General features: G+C 73.7%; 13 protein-coding genes. 9 read left to right on the top strand and 4 right to left on the bottom strand.

Translation table 11 applies throughout. The annotated features are described in order from the left end of the window. Window positions 1-76: 76 nt before the first annotated feature. The gene (locus tag JYK04_RS07580) at window positions 77-2,374 is read left to right on the top strand and encodes a HelD family protein (protein WP_189734201.1); all 2,298 of its coding nucleotides are present in this window, start codon (window positions 77-79) and stop codon (window positions 2,372-2,374) included. Here JYK04_RS07580 and JYK04_RS07585 read toward each other — a convergent pair. After that, a complete protein-coding gene (locus JYK04_RS07585) occupies window positions 2,364-3,860 on the bottom strand; it encodes an FUSC family protein (RefSeq protein ID WP_189734748.1) in 1,497 nt (498 codons plus the stop codon). The two genes, JYK04_RS07580 and JYK04_RS07585, sit on opposite strands and share 11 nt — an antisense overlap. A 416-nt stretch (window positions 3,861-4,276) precedes the next feature. Here JYK04_RS07585 and JYK04_RS07590 point away from each other — a divergent pair, with 416 nt between their 5' ends. Further along, window positions 4,277-4,747, top strand: a complete 471-nt coding sequence (locus tag JYK04_RS07590) for a MarR family winged helix-turn-helix transcriptional regulator (RefSeq protein WP_189734203.1) — start codon at window positions 4,277-4,279, stop codon at window positions 4,745-4,747. A 161-nt stretch (window positions 4,748-4,908) separates the two neighbouring features. Further along, window positions 4,909-7,932, top strand: coding sequence for an AfsR/SARP family transcriptional regulator (locus JYK04_RS07595; RefSeq protein WP_229875038.1), 3,024 nt, complete (start codon window positions 4,909-4,911; stop codon window positions 7,930-7,932). Between the two features lie 78 nt (window positions 7,933-8,010). Here JYK04_RS07595 and JYK04_RS07600 read toward each other — a convergent pair whose 3' ends face one another. Then, entirely contained in the window at window positions 8,011-8,232 is a 222-nt protein-coding gene (locus tag JYK04_RS07600; protein ID WP_189734207.1) for a hypothetical protein, read from the bottom strand. A gap of 212 nt (window positions 8,233-8,444) precedes the next feature. Here JYK04_RS07600 and JYK04_RS07605 point away from each other — a divergent pair, with 212 nt between their 5' ends. From JYK04_RS07605 to JYK04_RS07630, 6 genes are all read left to right on the top strand, one after another. After that, on the top strand, window positions 8,445-10,304 hold the full coding sequence (locus tag JYK04_RS07605) for an AfsR/SARP family transcriptional regulator (RefSeq protein ID WP_229875039.1): 1,860 nt from the start codon (window positions 8,445-8,447) through the stop codon (window positions 10,302-10,304). A 91-nt stretch (window positions 10,305-10,395) separates the two neighbouring features. Further along, window positions 10,396-13,671 (top strand): non-ribosomal peptide synthetase, encoded by a 3,276-nt coding sequence (locus tag JYK04_RS07610; RefSeq protein WP_189734211.1) that lies wholly within the window; start codon window positions 10,396-10,398, stop codon window positions 13,669-13,671. 54 nt (window positions 13,672-13,725) lie between these two features. After that, the gene (locus JYK04_RS07615; protein WP_189734214.1) at window positions 13,726-15,126 is read left to right on the top strand and encodes a serine hydroxymethyltransferase; all 1,401 of its coding nucleotides are present in this window, start codon (window positions 13,726-13,728) and stop codon (window positions 15,124-15,126) included. Next, window positions 15,123-15,827: a DUF2461 domain-containing protein gene (locus JYK04_RS07620; protein WP_189734216.1), complete on the top strand. Its 705-nt coding sequence runs from the start codon at window positions 15,123-15,125 to the stop codon at window positions 15,825-15,827. Before JYK04_RS07615 ends, JYK04_RS07620 begins: the two co-directional genes overlap by 4 nt. Next, window positions 15,824-16,894: a threonine aldolase family protein gene (locus JYK04_RS07625; protein WP_189734218.1), complete on the top strand. Its 1,071-nt coding sequence runs from the start codon at window positions 15,824-15,826 to the stop codon at window positions 16,892-16,894. Before JYK04_RS07620 ends, JYK04_RS07625 begins: the two co-directional genes overlap by 4 nt. Window positions 16,895-16,920: 26 nt before the next feature. After that, the gene (locus JYK04_RS07630; RefSeq protein WP_189734220.1) at window positions 16,921-17,502 is read left to right on the top strand and encodes a GNAT family N-acetyltransferase; all 582 of its coding nucleotides are present in this window, start codon (window positions 16,921-16,923) and stop codon (window positions 17,500-17,502) included. A gap of 63 nt (window positions 17,503-17,565) precedes the next feature. On the opposite strand, the gene JYK04_RS07635 is transcribed toward JYK04_RS07630, so the two are convergent. Then, the gene (locus tag JYK04_RS07635; RefSeq protein ID WP_189734222.1) at window positions 17,566-18,714 is read right to left on the bottom strand and encodes an acyl-CoA dehydrogenase family protein; all 1,149 of its coding nucleotides are present in this window, start codon (window positions 18,712-18,714) and stop codon (window positions 17,566-17,568) included. Further along, the gene (locus JYK04_RS07640) at window positions 18,711-19,901 is read right to left on the bottom strand and encodes an acyl-CoA dehydrogenase family protein (RefSeq protein WP_189734224.1); all 1,191 of its coding nucleotides are present in this window, start codon (window positions 19,899-19,901) and stop codon (window positions 18,711-18,713) included. Before JYK04_RS07640 ends, JYK04_RS07635 begins: the two co-directional genes overlap by 4 nt. Window positions 19,902-19,907 lie beyond the last annotated feature (6 nt).

Raw genomic sequence — 19,907 nt, forward strand, 5'->3', positions numbered from 1 at the left:
TAAATGGTTCACGACTTCGCCTGAATCGAAGTCGTGGTGAAGCTCATGAGGACACCGTATCGCGGCAGGAGTGCAATTGTCAACCGAGGAATTCCGGAAAGAGCAGCAATTCGTCACCGACCTCTATCGGCGCCTCGACGGTCTGCGTGACCAGGCCGAACGGGCGGTCGAAGGGGCGCTGCGCGATGTCGGTACCGGGTTTCAGGCGCGCCTGGAGCGGGACACCCTGGTGGCCGAGCAGTCCGGTCTGCTTTCCGCCCTGAATGCGGGCGAGAACGGCCTCTGTTTCGGCCGTCTGGAGTTCTCCGACGGCCGGGACCACCACATCGGCCGGCTCGGAATCCGGGCCGACGACGCGGAACGCACTCCGCTGGTCCTGGACTGGCGGGCGGACGTGGCCCGCCCCTTCTACCTCGCCACCGGGCACACCCCCATGGGGCTGCGCCGCCGCCGGCACATCAGCAGCCGGGGGCGCGTGGTCACCGCCCTGCACGACGAGATCCTCGACCTGACCGACGCGGAGCGCACCGGCCACGAGGGAGCCGACGCGGACGCCGTGCTGCTCGCCGCGCTCGACGCCGCCCGGACCGGCCGGATGCACGACATCGTCCGCACCATCCAGGCCGAGCAGGACCGGATCATCCGCTCCACGCACCGCGGGGTGCTGGTCGTCGAGGGCGGTCCCGGTACCGGCAAGACCGCGGTCGCGCTGCACCGCGCCGCGTACCTGCTGTACGCGCACCGGGAGCTGCTCGCCAAGCGCGGTGTGCTGATCGTCGGACCGGGTCCTGCCTTCCTCGGCTACATCGGCGGGGTGCTCCCGGCGCTCGGCGAGACGGGCGTACTGCTGGCAACCCCGGGCGAGCTCTTCCCCGGCGTCCACGCCACCGCCGCCGACCGCCCCGGGGCCGCCGCGGTGAAGGGGCGGGCCGCGATGGCGGAGGTCCTGGCCGAGGTGGTGGCCGACCGGCAGTGCCTGCCGGAGACCGTGCCGGCGGACACCGGGGAGGAGTACGACACCGTCCCCGAGCCGGCGCTGGAGATCGACCACGAGGAGTACGGGACCCTGCTGCTGGACCGCACCATGGCGTACGAGGCACGGGACCGGGCCCGGGCCACCGGGCTGCCGCACAACCAGGCGCGTCCCTTCTTCGCCTTCCCGGTCATCGACGCGCTCACCGCGCAGCTCGCCGACCGGCTGGGCGCCGATCCGTACGGCGGTCCGAACCTGCTGGGCTCGGACGACATCGCCCAGCTCGGCAAGGAGATCGCGACGAGCGCCGCCGTACAGGCGGCCATCGATTCGCTGTGGCCGTCCCTCACCCCCCAGCAGCTGATCTCCGACTTCCTGGCGGAGCCCACGCACCTGCCCGCGCACGAGGCCGACCTGATCCGGCGCGCGCCCTCGGCCCGGCCGGAGTGGACCCCGGCCGACGTCCCGCTCCTGGACGAGGCCGCCGAGCTGCTCGGCGAGGACGACACCGCCCGGCGGGCCGCCGAGGAACGGGAGCGGCAGCGGCGCATCGCCTACGCGCAGGGGGTGCTGGACCTGTCCGAGGGCTCTCAGTCGTACGAGTTCGAGGACGAGGAGAACGAGTTCCTCGCGGCCCACGACATCATCGACGCGGAGCGGATGGCCGAGCGCCACGAGGAGGCAGACCACCGCAGCACCGCCGAGCGGGCCGCGGCCGACCGCACCTGGGCCTTCGGGCACGTGATCGTGGACGAGGCGCAGGAGCTGTCGGCGATGGCGTGGCGGCTGCTGATGCGGCGCTGCCCGACCCGGTCGATGACCCTGGTCGGCGATCCGGCGCAGACGGCCGACGAGGCGGGGTGCGGCTCGTGGGAGGGCGTCCTGTCGCCGTACGTGGGCGAGCGCTGGGAGCTGGTCCGGCTGGGGGTCAACTACCGCACGCCGGCCGAGATCATGGAGGTGGCGGCGGCCGTGCTGCGCACGCGCGATCCCGGCTTCGAACCGCCGCGTTCGGTACGGGCCACCGGGGTGCGGCCGTGGGCGCACGCGACCGGCGACCTGGCGGCGGCGACCCGGGAGGCCGTGGCGCGGGAGCTGCCGGCCGAGGGCCGGCTCGCGGTGATCGCGCCGCGGGCGCGGCACGCGGTGCTGGCCGCCGCACTGCCGGGGGTACGGGCGGGTGCGGAGCCGGACCTGACCCGGCAGGTGGTCCTGCTGGACCCGCGCCAGGCCAAGGGGCTGGAGTTCGACACGGTGATCGTGGTGGAACCGGCCGAGCTCCGGCCGAGCGACCTGTACGTGGCGCTGACCCGGGCCACCCAGTCCCTCGGGGTGGTGCACACCGCCGGCAGGCTGCCGGCGGGGTTGGCGGACACCCCGGAGGGGCTGCTCAGGCGCTGATGACCAGTGGCGCCCGGGGGTCGGTGCGCAGCGGGGTCGCCAGCGCCACGAGGGTGTGCTCCAGGCCGTGGAGGTGGGCGAGGGCCGGTTCCGCGGCGGCGGGCCGGGGGTGCGGCACGGTGGCGGGCCCGGGAGCGCCACCGTGCGGGGCGGTCAGGGCCTCCACCGCGGCCTCCACGCGCCAGCAGGCGGCAGCCAGCCGGGCGTCGTGCGAAGCCTGCGGGTCGGCGGCGACGGCGACCAGCCCGCGCACGTCCCGGGCGCAGTCGTCGAGCAGCGCGAGCACCTGCCGGGCCCGGGCCTTGCGGGCGCGCAGCGGGCTCAGCGGGTGGACGAGCGGCGCGAGCGCCATCCGTACCCGGCCCAGCAGGAGCTCCAGCTCGGCGGCGTGCGGGGCGGGGTCGGCGTCCGGGTCGCCCGCGAGGCGTTCCAGGGCGGCCGCGGTGGAGGCGCGTACGCAGTGCAGGGCGCGCTGGATCCACGCGTCGTTGGCGGCGTGGGTGGTGACCGGAAGGATGAGCACGACGGCGAGGGCGGCGCCGAGCGCGCCGATGGCGGTCTCCTGGAAGCGCAGGAGCAGCAGTCCGGGGTGCAGGACTCCGAGGAGGCCGTAGAGCAGCCCGGCCATGACGGTGACGAAGAACATCATCCAGGAGTACGACGGCGCGGCCGTGTAGAAGATCCCGAAGACGCATACGGCCACCAGTGCCGCGGTGGGTACCGGCGCGCCGTGCAGGGGTACGGCGATCAGCAGTCCGGCGGCGATGCCGACAACGGTGCCGAGGACGCGGCGGAAGCCCCGTACGAGGGTCTCGCCCCGGGAGGCGGTGTTCACGAAGATCCACCAGGCGGTGCCGACGGCCCAGTACCAGCGGTCGTCGGAGAGCGCCTGGCCGATGCCGAGCGCGAAGGCGCAAGCGGCGGTGGCCTGGAAGGCCTGCCGGGTCGTGGGCCGCGCGAGCCCGGTTCCCGGCAGGCCGGGCGGGGCCGCGGGGGGCGGGGTGCGCCGCTCGATGGGCCACAGCCCGAAGCGCACGGCCCCGGCGGCCAGGAGCGCCAGGCCGACGGCGGCGTACAGCTCGGGCAGCTGCCCGGGCCGGGCGTGCAGGAACTGGGTGACGAAGAACATCATGAACGCGAAGATCCCGAGGGCGTGTCCGCGCGGGCCGAAGCGGCGGGCGTACACCCCGGCGAACACGACGGCGAGGAAGGCGGCGTCCCGGGCGAGGGGCACCCCGTGCAGGGTGGTGGCGAGGGTCAGGACGGGGAATCCGGCGACGGGCAGCAGGGCGGTGGTGCGGCGCTGGGCGCGGACGTCCGCGTCGAGGACGGTGAAGAGGGCGAGCAGGGCCGCCAGTCCCCCGGTGATGGAGGCGGTCAGGGAGAGACCGCACACTTCGGCGAGGGCGACGGCGGCGGCGACGCCGATCACCGCGCGGGCCGAGTTCCGCAGTCTCATACGCCCCGGATCCGGAGCCACGAACATCCTCTTCACGGCGGTGTGCCGCCCCCCTTGCAGTGCTGCGCGCCGGCCCGGCGCCGCCCGGGGGTGGTGGGCGGCGGACGGGCACGGCGAAGGCGCCGCGCTCCGGAACCGGCTTCGTTGCCGTCCGGCGCTGCGCGGCGCCGTAAGTACATGGATAGGACACAGATAAGCATCCGGGGGCCCACTGGCTCAACCGAGCCTGCCTGGACTGGGCCATTGGCACAGTGCTTGGGCGGATTGCTCGGCCAGGAGTCTGCCAACGGACCAGTCCGGCGGGCCCCCTGCGCCGACCCGGGTCACCGCCCCGAGGGGCCCGGCGCGCCGGCCGGGTCGTGCCGTGCTGGCCGACTCTCCTCCACGTGACCACGCGCTGTTATCGTGCAGCGACCCGCGGGGCGTACGGAAGGGGACCGACGTTGGCGCGTACGGGGGAGTCCGGGGAGGCCGAGGCGTTCAGCCGGGCAGCTGTGGCGGTCTTCCGGCTGAACGGACGGTTCACCGCGGCCCTCGACCGGCTCGCGCTCGCCTCGGGGCTCAGCGCCGCCCGCTGGCAGGTACTCAGCACGGTGTCGGGAGAATCACTGTCCGTGTCCGCGGTGGCCCGGCGGGTGGGGACCACCCGGCAGAGCGTGCAGCGCATAGCGGACCTGTTGGTACGGCAGGGGCTCGCGGTCTATCTGGACAATCCGGCGCACCGGCGGGCCAAGCTGCTGACCGCCACCGAGCAGGGCGCGGCCGCGAAACGGGAGATCGACTCCTGTCTCGCCGAGCTGGCGCGGCAGCTGTGCGAGGGCCTCGGCGGCGAGGAAGAGGTATACCGCACGGCCGAGGCGCTGCGGGGCCTGTCCGGCGCATTGTCGTCGATCGGATCCGACGACTCTCAGTGAGGCCCCGTGCACGTGTCCGCCGCTATACGGACAAGCTGGCCTGAAACTGCCCATGTTTTTCCCAAGAGTTGACTGCACCGAGGAACGCTCTTTGCGGTACCGTTCGCGCCTGACGCGGGGTTTCAAGGCCGGGGGACCTTTTGAATCGGTTTGTCTTCAGAGTGCTGGGGCCGCTGCTCGTCCAGACCGATGACGGCCCGCTGCGCATCAACGGCCGGCGGCAGGCCACGGTCCTGTCGATGCTGCTGCTCTACGCCGACCGGATCGTTTCGGTGGACACCCTGGTGGACGCCGTCTGGCCGGATTCTCCCCCGGCGACGGCCCGCAACCAGATCGCCATCTGTGTGGCCACCCTCCGCAAGACCTTCAAGCAGGCCGGGGTGACCGATCTGCTGATCACCTCTCCCCCGGGCTACCTGCTGGCCAAGGGGGAGCACCGGATCGACGTCCAGGAGTTCATGGAGCGCGCCGAGCAGGGGCGGGACGCGGCCCGGCACGGCCGGACCGAAGAGGCCTGCACGCACTTCGAGGAGGCGCTCAGCATCTGGCGGGGCTCCGCGCTGGACGAGCCGTCCGGCTCCCGGCTGGAGGCGGAGACCACCAGGCTGGAGCAGATGCGGCTCGCGCTGATGGAGGAACGTGCCGGGCTGATGCTCCAGCTGGGCCGGCACCGCGCGCTCACCGGTGAGCTCACCGAACTGGTGGCCAGCCACCCCCTGCGCGAGCAGTGCCGCGAACACCTCATGCTGGCCCTGTACCGGTCGGGGCAGCGGGCCGAGGCCCTCGAGGTGTTCCTGCACGGCCGCCGGTTACTCACCGACCAGCTCGGGATCGAACCCGGTCCCGGGCTGCGTCAGCTGCACGAGCTGATCCTGCGCGACTCCCCCGAACTGACCCGGCCGCCCGCCACCGCGGCGCCCGCGCCGGCGGCCCTGAGCACCATCCCGGCACAACTGCCCGCGGACGTCATGGCGTTCACCGGCCGGCAGCCGGAGATGACCTCCCTGGACCGGCTCCTGAAGGAGCCCTACAACCCGCACACCCCGGCGCTGGCGACCATCGTCGGCGTGGGCGGGGTGGGCAAGACCGCACTCGCGGTGCACTGGGCGAGCCAGGTCGCCGACCAGTTCCCGGACGGCCAGCTCTTCGCCGATCTGCGCGGGTACGACGAGGAGCACGCGCCGGTGTCCCCCGCCGCCGTGCTCGACCGCTTCCTGCGCGCCCTCGGGGTCGGCGCGCCCCAGATACCGGCGGACCCCGACGAGCGGGCCTCGCTCTTCCGGAGCCTGCTCAGCACCCGCAAGACACTGATCGTCCTGGACAACGTACGTTCCTTCCACCAGCTCAGACCCCTGCTCCCGGGCGGCGGACGCAGCGTGGTGCTGGCCACCAGCCGGGAGAGCCTGGGTGATCTGACCGGGGACTACACGGCACTGACCCTGCGGCTGCGGATGCTGGAGCCGACCGAGGCGACGGCGCTGCTGATCAAACTGGCCGGGGCCGACCGGTTCGGCAGCGACCCGGTGGCGGTGGAACAGCTCGGCGCCCTGTGCGACTGCCTTCCGCTCGCGCTGCGGATCGCCGGGGCGCGGCTGGCGGCGAAACCCAATCTGAGCGTACGGAGCCTGGTGGCGCGGCTGCGCGACCACCGCTCCCGCCTCGACGTGCTGAGCCCGGGCGAGGGCGGGGTGCGCGCCGGCTTCCGGCTCACCTACCGGGACCTGCCGCCGGAGACGGCCCGGATGTACCGCAGGCTCGGCCTGCTGCGCACGGCGGACTTCGCCGCCTGGGCGGGGGCGGCCGTACTGGACACCGATGTGTGGCACGCGGAGGAGCTGATCGACCAGCTGGTCGACGCGCAGCTGCTGGAGGTGGCCGACGCCGAGCCCGGGCGGGCCGCCCGCTACCGGTTCCAGGACCTGCTGCGGCTGTTCGCCCGCGAGCGGGCGGAGTCGGACGAGCCGGAGGGGGAGACCGACGCCGCGCTGGAGCGGGCCTTCGCGTCCTGGCTCTGGCTGGCCGAGGAGGCGCACCGGCGGATCGACGGGCGCCGGTTCCCGGTGGGCCGGACGCCGGCGCCGGCCCCGCGCTTCCTGCCGGAGCTGGCCGACGAGCTGCTGGCCGCGCCGATGGACTGGTTCGAGTCGGAGCGCACGGCCGTGACGGACCTGGTGGCGCACGCGGCGGAGACGGGCCGGGCCCGGTACGCGTGGACGCTGACCGAGAGCGCGGTTCCGCACTTCGAGACGAAGAACTACCTGGAGGACTGGCAGCGCTGCGCCGAGCAGGCGCTGGCCTCGGCCCGGCGCACCGGCGACGAACCGGGCGAGGCGACGATGCTGCGGCTGCTGGGGTCGCTGGCGATCTACCAGCGGCGGTACGAGCAGGCCGAGGGCTGGAACATGGCCGCGCTGCGGCTGCTGCGCAACACCGGTGACGTGGGCGGGGCGGCGCTCGCCCAGCGGAACCTCGCCATGTGCGCGCGGTTCCAGGGGGACTGGGAGCGGGCCCTGGAGTACTGCGAGGCGGCCCTCGGCGGTTTCCACTCGTCGGGTGACATCGGGAACGAGGCCCATCTGCTCGGCTTCCAGGCGCAGATCGAGCTGGACCGGGGCAACGTGGGCGGCGCGCTGCCGCTCGCGGAGCGGGCGGTGGCGCTGAGCGCCCGTACCGGATCGGTACGGGCGGAGGCGCAGAACGTGTACCGGCTGGCCGAGGTCCGGCTGCGCGCGGGAGATCTGGGCGAGGCCGCGGAGGCCTTCGGCGCGGTACTGCGGCTGACCCGGGGCGAGGGCGACCGGGTCGGGGAGGCGCACGCGCTGCGGGGGCTGGGACAGACGCAGTGGAGCCAGGGCCTGCTGTCGGCGGCGGGAGGGACGCTGCAGCAGGCCCTGGAGATCACGGATGAGCTGGCGGACCGGTTCCTGTACGCCCGGGTGGAGACCGATCTGGGATGTGTGGCGGCGATCGGCGGCCGCCCGGCGGAGGCGGCGGAGCGGTTCCGGCGGGCGCGGGCCGCCTTCGGCGAGGTCGGCGCGCAGCCCTGGCGGGCTCAGGCGGGCCGGCTGCTGGCGGCGGTCCAGGACGCGGCGGGCGAACCGGGCGGTGGGGACGCCGGTGAGTTGCCGCATCGTTCCTTCACCGCGGCGGAATTGACCTCGCTGCTGACGTGCCCGGAGGACTAGACGCTCTGACGGCCGGCGGCGCGGCGCAGGGGCGGGGCAGGGGCAGGGGCGGGGGTGGGGGCTGGGCAGGAGCGCGGGTCAGCCCCAGGGCATGTCGCCGTGCTTGCCGGCGGAGCCGGGGTGCGGGGGGACCAGCGGCTTGACGACGCCCCAGGGCATGTCGTCGTCGGCCTGCGCGGTGGTGTGCGTGTCCGCCAGGACGGCCGACGCTCCCCCCGTGCCGACGAACACCCCCGCAAGAACGAGCAGGCAGGCCGCCGCCGTCGTGTTCGCCGTCTTCACCGTCAGCGTGCTGCGCATCTGGGAATCCCCTCTCGGTGGAGCATCACTGCCGCTCGCTGCGGCATGAATGGAACAGTAGGGACGCCTCCTTTTCCTTCCGTGTTCCATCGATTTCGTGACCCGGTCCGCCCTCGAAATCGCCACGATATCGAGGAGACAACGCACTCCACTAGCTTCGTTCAGAGATTCTTCTCCATGAATCACGGATGGGGCGGTACATGGAATTCCGAGTGCTCGGGCCAGTCGAGGTACGGCGGGACGGCCGCCGGGTCGCGTTCTCCGGGGCGAAGCTGCACACCGTGCTCGCGGCGCTCCTGGTGGCCCGTGAAGAGGTGATCTCCGACGAACGGCTGTGCCGGCTGCTGTGGGGCTGGGCTCCACCGGCCACCGTCAGCGCACAGCTCTACACCTACGTTTCCCGTTTGCGCAAGATTCTCGGCGACGATGTTCTGATCGATCGTCGGCCGCCCGGATATGCCATGAGCATCGGTAATGCGACGCTTGACCTGAGCGAATTCGAGAAGCTGGCGCTCAGCGGCCGCGAGGCACTGGTCGCCGAGGACTTCGAAAAGGCCGGTGAGCTGCTGCGCGGCGCCCTGGCCCGGTGGAACGGCCTGCCCTTCGCCAACGCCACGGAATACCTCGCCGACGCCGAGGCGCCGCGGCTGACCGAGGCCCGGGCGGTCACCCTGGAGCACCGCATCGCGGCCGATCTCGCGCTGGGCCGGCACGAGCAGATCACCGGCGAGCTCACCGGCCTGGTCGCCGAGTTCCCGCTGCGCGAGCGCATCCGGTGCCAGCTGATGACCGCCCTGTGCCGGTCGGGGCGGCAGGCGGACGCCATCCACCTCTTCCACCACGGCCGTGCGGTGCTCGCCGACGAGCTGGGCGTGAACCCGGGCGAGGAGCTCCAGGCCACCTACCGGGCGCTGCTGGAGGGCACCTTGGACCGGCAGCCGCGCTCCGCGCCCGCCGTACTGGCCGGCCCCCGGCGGGACGCGGCCGGCCGCCGGGACGGCGCCCCGGCCATGCTGCCCCCCGACACCGTCGACTTCACCGGCCGGGAGCCCGAACTGGATCTGCTGTGCCGTGCGCTGGCCCCCGATGCGCAGGGCTCCGGGCGGCCCCGCCGGGTCCTGGTCACCGGTATGGCAGGACTCGGCAAGACCGCCCTCGCCGTCCACGCGGCGCACCGCTGCCAGCGGCACTTCCCCGACGGGCAGTTGTACGCCGACCTGCGCGCGCCCGACGGCACCCCCCGGCACCCCACCCGGGTGCTGCGCGGGCTGCTGCGCGCGCTGGGGCCGATGGAGGACGTACCGGACGGCGACGACCAGGACCAGCTGGTCCGGCTCTACCGGGAGCGGACCCGGGGCAGGCAGCTGCTGATCGTGCTGGACAACGCCTCCGGGGCCGCCCAGCTGGGGCCGCTGCTGCCCAACACGCCGGAGCCGGCGGTCCTGGTCACCGGGCGGACCGCCCTGCCCACCGTGGCCGGGGCGCACACCGTGGCCCTCGCCCCCCTGGCGCGCCGGGACTCGCTGGAGCTGCTCTCGGCCGCGGCCGGTCCGGCCCGGGTGGCCTCGGCGCCCGGGGCGGCGTCCGCGATCGTCGAGCACTGCGCCGGTCTGCCGCTGGCCCTGCGGATCGTCGGGACCCGGATCGCGGCCCGGCCGCACTCCACTCCGGACCGGCTGGCCCGCCGGCTGGCGGATCCCGTCACCCGGCTGCGGGAGCTGCACTCGGGCGATCTGGACGTGCACAGCTCGCTGCTGCCGTCCTGGCGGGCGCTGGACCCCGAGGTACGGGCGGTGTTCCCGGCACTGGCCGCGCTCGGCCCGCAGCCGTTCCCGGCGGCGGAGGCGGCCCTCTCGCTGAGCCTGCCGGAGGCCGAGGCCGAGCGGCTGCTGGAGGCGCTGGCCGACGCGGCCCTGCTGGAGGTCAGCGGCGCGGACGAGTGGGGCCAGCCCTGCTACCTGTTCCATCCGCTCGTACGGCTCTTCGCGCTCTCCCTGGGCGAGGGGGCCGCAGCCGACCGCGGGGCCGCCGCCCGGACGGAACATAACCGGCGGCTAACTCACCGCCCCTAGCCTCGCCCTGCCCCGCAGCAGGGCGCTCCGGCCCGTACCCACCCCAGGCAAGAACCAGCCAACGGCCCGTAACACCGAATGGAGTTGGACCATGACCGAGCTCCTGCCCGCTCGCGCGGACAGTGCCGCGTCCTTCCCGATGACCGAGACGCAGCAGGCACTGATGATCGGGCGAGGTGAAGCAGTCGAGCTGGGCGGTATCGGCTGCTACGGATACTTCGAATGGGAGCGTGCGGACCTCGATCCCGAGCGTTTCGCCGCCGCCTGGCGCAAGGTGGTCGCCCGGCACGACATGCTCCGCGCGATCGGCCGCACGGACGGCACGCAGTGGGTGCCCGCCGACCCGCTGCCCTTCGAGATACCGGTCGTGGACCTGAGCGGACTGTCCGCCGACGCCTCGCGGGAGCGGCTCGCGGCGCTGCGGGACGAGATGAGCCACGTGGTCTTCCCGGTGGGCAGCTGGCCGTTGTTCGACCTGCGGATCATCCGGCTGGGCGGGCCGGGGAACCTGAGCCGGGTCCACCTCGGAATCGACCTGCAGGTGCTGGACGCCTCCAGTGCCTTCCAGGTGCTCTTCCCCGAGCTGGTCGACCTCTACGAGGACCCGGACGCCGAACTCCCGGAGCCCGGCATCGGCTTCGCCGAGTACGCCCGCTGGCGCGCCGACGCGCTGCCGCACACCGAGGCCTTCCGCACCGCCCGCGACTACTGGGTGGAGCGCGTCCCCACCCTGCCGCCGGCCCCCTCGCTGCCCACGGGCGGCTCCGCCGGCGGCGGGCGCGAGGTGCGCTTCGACCGCCGCGAGCACCGCCTCTCCCCCGCGGACTGGCAGCGCTTCTCCGCCCGGGCGCGGGAGGCGGGTCTGACGCCGTCGGTCCTGCTCACCGCCGCCTTCGCCGAGGTGGTCCGGTGCTGGGCGGAGGAGTCCGACTTCACCATCAACTACCCGGTCTTCCAGCGCCCGGCGGTGCATCCGGGCATCACCGGGGTCCTCGGTGACTTCACCAACGCCGTGATGCTCGCCGCCGACGGCTCGGGCGCGACCTTCCTGGACCGGGCGCACGCCCTGCGCGACCAGCTCGCCCGCGACGCGGAGCACGGTGCCTTCAACGGCGTCCGCGTGTTGCGCGAGCTGACCCGGCTGCACGGGGTGGGCGCGCAGGCCGGCATGCCGGTGGTCGTGACCAGCCTGCTCGACTACCCGGTGCGCCGGCCCGTCACGGACCTGGGCCGGGAGGTGTACTCGATCTCGCAGACCCCGCAGGTCTCGCTCGACGTACAGCTGCGCGAACTGGCCGGTGAGCTGCGCGTCATCTGGGACTTCGTCGACGGGGCGTTCGCACCCGGCTTCGTCGACGCCGCTTTCGGCGTGTACGTGGACCTGCTGGAGCGGCTCACGCGGGACCCGGAGTCCCTGCACACCCGGCGCTTCGACCTGATCCCGGCGGCCGAGCGGACCCTGCGCCGGCAGGTCAACGACACCGCCGGGCAGATCCCGTACACCACCTTGCACGAGCTGTTCGCGCAGCAGGTGGGGCGCACGCCCGACGCCGAGGCCGTGGTGGACGCCTCCGGGCGGCGGCTGAGCTACGGCGAGCTGGCCTCGTACGCCTGGCGGATCGGGCACACGCTGCGGGACCACGGGGCGGCCCCGGGCGAGCTGGTCGCCGTGGTGATGGAGAAGGGCTGGGAGCAGTACGCCGCGGTGTACGGGATCCTCGCCTCCGGCGCCGCGTACCTGCCGCTGGACCCGTCCGTGCCGCCGGAGCGGCTGCGCCGGCTGCTCACCGAGGCCAAGGTCGACCGGATCCTCACCCAGTCCTGGCTGGACTCCCGGATCAGCTGGCCCCCCGCGGCCCGCCGCTACCGGGTCGACCAGGACTTCGAGTCCGGGACCGCCACCCGGCCGGACACCGCGCAGACCCCGGCGGACCTCGCGTACACGATCTTCACCTCGGGCTCGACCGGTGAGCCCAAGGGGGTGATGGTCGACCACATCGGCGTGGTCAACCTGGTCCGCGATGTCGCGACACGCTTCGAGGTCGGTGCGCGGGACCGGCTGCTGGCCATCTCCGGGCTGCACTTCGACGCCTCGATCTACGACGTGTTCGGGGTGCTGACGCAGGGCGGGACCGTGGTGCTGCCGCCGCCGTTCGAGCACGCCGAGCCCGACGTGTGGGCGGATCTGGTCCAGGCCGAGCAGGTCACCCTGTGGAATTCCGTACCCGTCCTGATGGAGCTGCTGGTCGGCGAGGCCGAGGTGCGCGAGCGGCGCGGCGTCGGCCGGCCGCTGGAGTCCCTGCGACTGTCGGTGCTCTCCGGCGACTGGATCCCGCTGACGCTGCCGGACCGGCTGCGGGCGCAGAGCCCCCGGATCCAGGTGGTGGGTTCGGGCGGTCCGACCGAGACGATCTGCTGGTCGCTGTTCCAGCCGATCGGCGAGGTCGACCCCTCCTGGACGAGCATCCCGTACGGCAAGCCGATCACCAACCAGCGCTACTACATCGTCGATGCGGCCGGCTACGAGCGCCCGCTCGGGGTGGTCGGCGAGATGGCCGTGGCCAGCGACGTCGGGCTCGCGCTCGGCTACTGGAACGACGCGGAGCGCACCGCGAGCCGGTTCGTGCACCTCCCGGAGAGCGGCGAACGCGCCTATCTGACCGGTGACCTGGGCCGGTACCTACCGGACGGCAGCATCGAGATCCTGGGCCGGGACGACTTCCAGGTGAAGATCCAGGGCCACCGGATCGAGCTCGGCGAGATCGAGGCCGTGCTGCGCCAGGACGCCGAGGTCGAGGCGGCCGTGGTGGTGGCCCCGGCCAGCGCGCACGGGGTGCGGCGGCTGCACGCCTTCGTCGTGGCCGGGGCCGAGGCGGCGGGGCCGGTGCTGGAGCGGCTCGCCGCGCAGCTCCCCGGCTACATGGTGCCGGCCGCGCTCACGGTGCTGCCGGAACTGCCGCTGACCCGCAACGGCAAGGTCGACCGGCTGCTGCTGGCCTCCTCCGCCGGGCGCCAGCAGTCCGCCGACGAGGCGGCGGTACGCGACGCCGGGGACGGGCCGGGCAGCGCGCTGGAGCTCGTGCTGTGCGCGGCCGTCGCCGACATCCTGGGCCTCGACGGGGTGGCGCCCGGTGACAACTTCTTCAGCCTGGGCGGCGATTCGCTCAGCGGTACTCGGCTGGCCGGTCTGCTCAAGGAGCTGCTGGGGGTGCCGGTGCCGGTGAAGACCGTGTTCCAGAACCCGCTGATCTCCGAGCTGGCCGGGAAGATCGCCGCCGACGAGCAGCACGGCGCGGAGGCGGTCGCGGCCGCCGAGGCCTTCGGCGAACTGGACGACGAGACGGACACCGCCGATGCGGACGGCTGAGGACCCGAGCCGGTTCAGCACGGCCATCACGGACGATTCCGAGAGGGGACAGTCATGAGCCTCACCCTGCCCGCGCCCGTCACCGATCCGCTGGACGAGGACGGGCTCCGGGGCGGCGCGCCGCGGGTGCCCGCGCCCGACCTGGTCGAGTTCGCCGCGCACGCCAACACCCGCCTGAGAGAGCGCGATTCCGTCCTGTACGACCTGCTGGCCCGGGAGTCGGCGCGCCAGCGCGACACCCTGATGATGGTCGCGGCGTCCAGCGTCGCCGATCCCTCCGTCCTGGCCTGCGAGGGCAGCGCGCTCGGCAATCTGACCGCCGAGGGCTTCCCCGGGAACCGCTACCACGCCGGCTGCGGGGTCGCCGACGAGATCGAGCGCCTCGCGATCGACCGGGCCCGCGCCGCCTTCGGGGCCGAGGACGCGATCGTGCAGCCGCACTCGGGGTCCTCCGCCAACCTCGCCGTGATCACGGCGCTGCTGAGCCCCGGTGACTCCCTGCTCGGGCTGGACCTGGACTGCGGGGGCCACCTCACCCACGGCTCCCCCGCCTCGGTGACCGGCCGCTACTACCGCGCCCACGGCTACCGGGTGACACCGGAGGGGCTGCTCGACTACGACCAGATCCGCGAACTGGCCCTGGAGCACCGCCCGAAGCTGATCGTCTGCGGGGCGAGCGCGTACCCGCGCAGCATCGACTTCGCCCGTTTCCGGGAGATCGCGGACGAGGCCAACGCCTATCTCCTGGCCGACATCTCGCACATCGCGGGACTGGTCGCGGCCGGCCTCCACCAGAGCCCCGTCGACCACGCCCACGTGACCACCACCAGCACCTACAAGCAGCTGTACGGTCCGCGCGGCGGTCTGATCCTGCTCGGCCGGGAGGCCCGCAAGGCCGGACCGGAGCGCGGCACCCTGGCCGCGACCCTGCGCCGTGCCGTGTTCCCCTTCACCCAGGGCACCCCCGACCTGGCGTCGGTGGCAGCCAAGGCGCGCGCCCTGGACTTCGTGGCGAGCCCCGACTTCGCCGAGGTCGCCAAGCGGCTCGCCGACGGCGCGCAGGCGATCGCCGAACGGCTCCTGGACCGGGGGTTCCGGCTGGTCACCGGCGGCACCGACACCCACATGGTGCTGCTCGACCTGCGCGGCACCGGCGTCACCGGGGACATCGCCGAGCAGGCCCTGGAGTCCTGCGGGATCGTCGTCAACCGCAACCGGGTTCCCGGCGACACCACACCGGTCCGGGTGACCGGCGGCCTGCGGCTCGGCACCAACACGCTGGCCGCGCGCGGGATGGACCACGCGGTGGCCGCCGAGTGCGCCGACCTGGTCGCCGACGTCCTCACGGCGCTGCGCGCGCAGGGCGGCGTACTGCCGGACGTGCTGCGCGACCGGGTGCGCACCCGGGTGTCCGAGCTGTGCGCCGCCCACCCCCTGCCGGGGTATCTGCCGTGACCTTCAGCGGCTTCCCGCCCTCGGCACTGCGCCTGTACGAGGACCTCGCGGCCGACAACAGCAAGGAGGCGTGGCGGCTGCGCCACCGCGAGCGGTACGAGCGTGACGTACGTGCGCCGATGGACGAGCTGGCCGCCGAACTGAGCATGCATTTCAAGGAGTCGGCCTTCGCGGAGTCCACCGGGTCGGGCGGGGTGCGGGTGCTCGGCCCGGTCCGGGACACGCGGATGTCCCACGACAAGTCCCCGTACAAGACCTACCAGGGCGCCTATCTGGATCTGCTGCCCTGCCTGGGCCTCTGGGTGCACCTGGACCGGCACGGCCTCTACGCCTCGGGCCGCTGGTACCCCTACGCCGGGGCCGAGGTCGCCCGGTACCGCGCCGCCGTCGAGCAGGAGGACGGCGGCGCGGAGCTGGCCGCGATCGTGGGCCGGCTGGAGGAGCAGGGGTTCACCCTGGGCGGCGACCGGCTCAAGTCCCGGCCGCGGGGGGTCCCGGCGGACCACCCGCGGCTGGGGCTGCTGCGCCACCGCAAGATCGACGCGGGGCGCCGCCACGGTCCGGACGCCGGGCTGCACACGGCGCGCGCCGGGGAGCTGGTACGGGAGACCTGGCAGCTGGTGCGCCCGCTGCTGGACTGGGTGGCGGCCCGCGAACTCACCCCACAGCCCCGCGAGCGAGGAGTTGACGTACCGTCATGACCATCGGGAGTTTCGAGACCGTCGACCTGCGCAGCGACACGGTGACCCGGCCGGGTCCCGGGATGCGGGCCGCGATGGCCGCGGCCGAGGTCGGCGACGACCTGTTCGGCGAGGACCCGACCGTCCGCGCGCTGGAGGACCGGCTCGCCGGGCTCTTCGGCTTCTCCGGGGCCCTGTTCACCCCGTCCGGGGTGATGGCCAACCAGATCGCCCTCCAGCTCCTCGTCGGTCCCGGCGAGGAGCTGGTGTGCGACGCCGAGGCGCACGTCCTGGCGCACGAGGAGGCCTCACCGGCCCGCTACGGCGGGATCCAGACGCGCACGGTGACGGCCGAGCGCGGGGTGGTCACCGCGGAGCTGCTGGCCGGGGTGGTCCGGCGGGGGAACCCGTACACGCTCGGCACCCGTGCGGTGGAGGTGGAGCAGACCCACACCCGGGCCGGCGGTACGGTCCACCCGCTGGACACGCTGCGCGCCGTACGGGAACTGACGTCCGGCGCGGGCCTGGCGGTCCACATGGACGGGGCCCGGATCTGGAACGCGATGGCCGCGACCGGCACTTCGGCACGCCAGTACGGGCGCACGGCCGACTCGCTGTCCGTGTGCCTGTCGAAGGGGCTGGGCGCGCCGGTCGGGTCGGTGCTCCTGCTGTCGGCCGAAAGGCTGCCGCGGGCCCGGAAGCTGCGGCACGGTCTGGGCGGCGGCATGCGCCAGTCGGGCATCCTGGCGGCTGCGGGACTGTACGCCCTGGACCACCACGTGGAGCGGATCGCCGAGGACCACGCCAACGCCGCGCTGCTGGCGGCGGGGCTGCGGGACGCGGGGTTCACCGTGCGCCCGCCGGAGACCAACATCGTCCTCATCGAGGTTCCCGGCGCCGACGAGGTCGTCGCACGGGCGGCGCAGGAAGGAGTACTGGTGACCGCGCCCGGTCCGGAGACGGTCCGGCTGGTCACCCATCTGGACGCAGGACGAGAGGCGTGCCGGCGGGCCCTCGGGGTGCTGGCCGCCGTGATGACCGATGCCGTCACCGGGTCGCGGGACACCGCGGCCGCGGGACGCTCGTAAGCAGCGGAAGAGAGCGAAGTAGCAGCATGAGTTTAGAAGTACGGCCCGCCACGGCGGATCTGTGGGACGACATCCGCCGGGTGCTCCAGCCGAAGAAGAGCGCGCACACGTGCTGGTGCATGGCGTGGCGGCTGTCCACCGGCGAGTACGGGCGGCTCACGGCGGACGAGCGGGGCGAGCACCTGCGCGGCCTGATGGAGAAGGCCGATCCGCCGCCCGGGGTCCTCGGGTTCCTGGACGGCGAGGTGGCGGGCTGGTGCAACGTGGCCCCGCGCCGCCAGCTCGACCGGCTGACCTCCTCGAAGACGATCACACCGGTGGACGATCTGCCCGTGTGGTCGGTGACCTGCTTCGTCGTGCGCAAGGACTTCCGCGGCAAGGGGGTCGCCTCGGGCCTGCTGGAGGGGGCCGTCGAGCACGCGCGTGCCCACGGTGCGCCCGCCGTCGAGGGGTATCCGGTGGACCCGGAGGGCGGCCGGGTGAATCCCACCCTCGCCTATGTCGGGACGATGGACATGTTCGAGCGGGCGGGCTTCCGGCGGGTCCGCCGCACCGAGGCCAAGAGCGACAAGCGGCACCGCTGGGTCATGCGCCGCGACCTGGTCTGACATCCCTCGTGGTACACGGAAGGGGCTCCCGCGGTGCGGGGGCCCCTTCCTCGTGTGCGCCGGTCAGGGCGTGTGCGCCGCGATGTCCCAGAGGTGGGCGGGACGCCCGCAGCGCAGGGCCTCCCAGGCCGCGCGCCGGTAGCAGCCCGCCACCAGGCCGTCCCGGACCAGGCCCGAGGCGCCGTGCAGATGGACCGCGTCACGGGTCACGTCGAGGGTGGTCTCCGCCGTGAGGGCGATCAGGCCGGCGGCCTCCCCCGCGGTGAGCCGGTCCTCGTCGAGGTCCCGGGCCGCGTCCCCCACGGCCCAGCGCACGGCGTCGAGCCGGGCCAGCAGCCCCGCCACGCGCAGCCGGGGGCCCTGGTGTTTGACCAGGGCCTGGCCGAACTGCTGCCGGCCGCGGATCCGGGAGACGACCGCGGTCAGGGCGGCCGCCGTGATCCCGGCCAGCAGCGAGGCCTGGTGGACGGCCGCGCGCAGCCCCACGCGGGCGAGGGCCTGTTCGGCGGCGAGGCCGCTGAGCAGCACCGCCTCGGCGGGCAGCCGTACCTCGTCGAAGACGGCACTGGCGACGGCTCCCCCGCCGTGGTCGCGCAGCGGACGGACCCGGACGCCCTCGGTGGGCAGGGGTACGAGCGCCACGCACGGGCCGTCGGGCCCGCCGGCCAGGACCAGCAGGGCGCCAGGGCCGACTCCGGCGGCGAAGGGGCCACCGGTTCCGGTGAGGACGACGGCGCCGGTGTCCGGATCCGGCTTCCAGGTGATGCCCGGCGGTACGGTGCCGCGCGGATCGGGCAGCCGGCCCGGCACGGCGATCTCCAGTTCCCCGGTGCGTACCCGGTCCAGGAGGCTCTCGGCGGCTTCGGGGGCCAGCGGGCCGAGGCCGGAGACCAGGTCCACGGCGAGGAGGGTGTCGGTCAGCGGGACGGGCTGCATGGCGTTGCCCGCCTCCTCGCACACCATGGCGATGACCGCCTGGCCGAGGTCGAGCCCGTCGTGCCCGATGGGCAGGGCGAACTCCCACGCGCCGACCTGGCTCAGCGCCTCCCAGGCGCCGCCGGGGGTGTCCCCGTCGACCTCCAGGCCCTGGCGCACGGTGAGCCGGAGCTGCCGGAAGAGCGAGTCCTCGTCCTCCCGCTCCCGCCAGCGCTCGGACGCCGCCGCCGGACCCTGGCCGCCCGTACCGTTCCCGCCTACCGCCTGTGATGTCACGGCCGTACCTCCGCCCCTGAGTCGAGACGCAGCCGGGCCAGCGTCTCCAGCATCATTTCGGCGGTGCCGCCCGATATCCGCATCCCCGGGGCTTCGCGCAACGCCGCATCGAGTGGGTGTGCCACCCCGTCGACCTCGGGGTCGTCGAGGGTCATGCTGCGGTCGCCGTCGAGTTCAGCGGCCCACCAGGCCACCTCGGCGGCGAGCTCGGTGGTGTACCACTTGGCGGCGGCGGCCTCGTCCTCGTTGAGTTCGCCCCGGTCGAGGCGGGTGAGGACGCGGCGGACCAGCGTGCCCGCCGCGAGCAGCCGGGCGTTGAGTTTGGCCAGACCGATCTGGTCGTGCTGGCCGGCCTCCAGCCGGTCGGTGTGGACCTCCAGCCGTTCCACGGCGGCCCGGTACCAGCGCAGCGCCTTGACGTAGTAGTCGAGGCCGGTGCGCTCGAAGGCGAGGGTCTTGACGACGATCGCCCAGCCCTGGCCGGTCTCGCCGACCACGTCTTCGGCCGTCACGGCCACGCCGTCTAGGGTGACCTCGTGGAAGGCGTCGTCTCCCATGCCCGGGATCTGCCGGATGGTGACCCCGGGCTGGGCGAGGGGGACGAGGAACAGGCTGAAGGCGTCGTCCTCGCCGCGGGCCAGGCACAGGCCGTAGTCGGCGAGCCGGGCGAACAGCGAGTGGACCTTGGTGCCGTACAGCTTGTAGCCGCCCTTGCCGTCGGAGACGGCGCGGGTGGAGAGGATGTTGAGGTCGGAGCCGGCCTGGGGTTCGCTGAACAGCACGCAGCCGAAGGCGGTGCCGGCCGCGAACTCCGGCAGGTGCCGGGCCTTCATCGCCGGGCTCGCGACGCCCAGCAGGGTGGATCCGACGATCTGTACGGTGAGCGTGTGCAGCAGGTCGGGGACGTCGTGCATGGCCAGTTCCTCGACCAGCACGGCGGCCGCGACCTGGCTGATGCCGCGGCCGCCGTACTCCTCGGGCCACTGGGGCGCGAGGAGGCCCTGCTCGCCCAGGGCCCGGTGGATGGGCCGGGGGTCGCGGGTGCGCCGGGCCTCGGCCACCGGGGCCGAGACCAGGATGTCGTGGATGTCCTCGCGCAGGGCCCGCATGGGGGTGCGGGGCACGTCGGCTCCGCTCCGTACGAGCCCGCAGTCCGCGGGCGCACGGTAGAACTCGGTGGTGAGCACGGGCAA

Origin of the sequence: Streptomyces nojiriensis, assembly GCF_017639205.1 — a bacterium.
Taxonomy (GTDB): domain Bacteria; phylum Actinomycetota; class Actinomycetes; order Streptomycetales; family Streptomycetaceae; genus Streptomyces; species Streptomyces nojiriensis.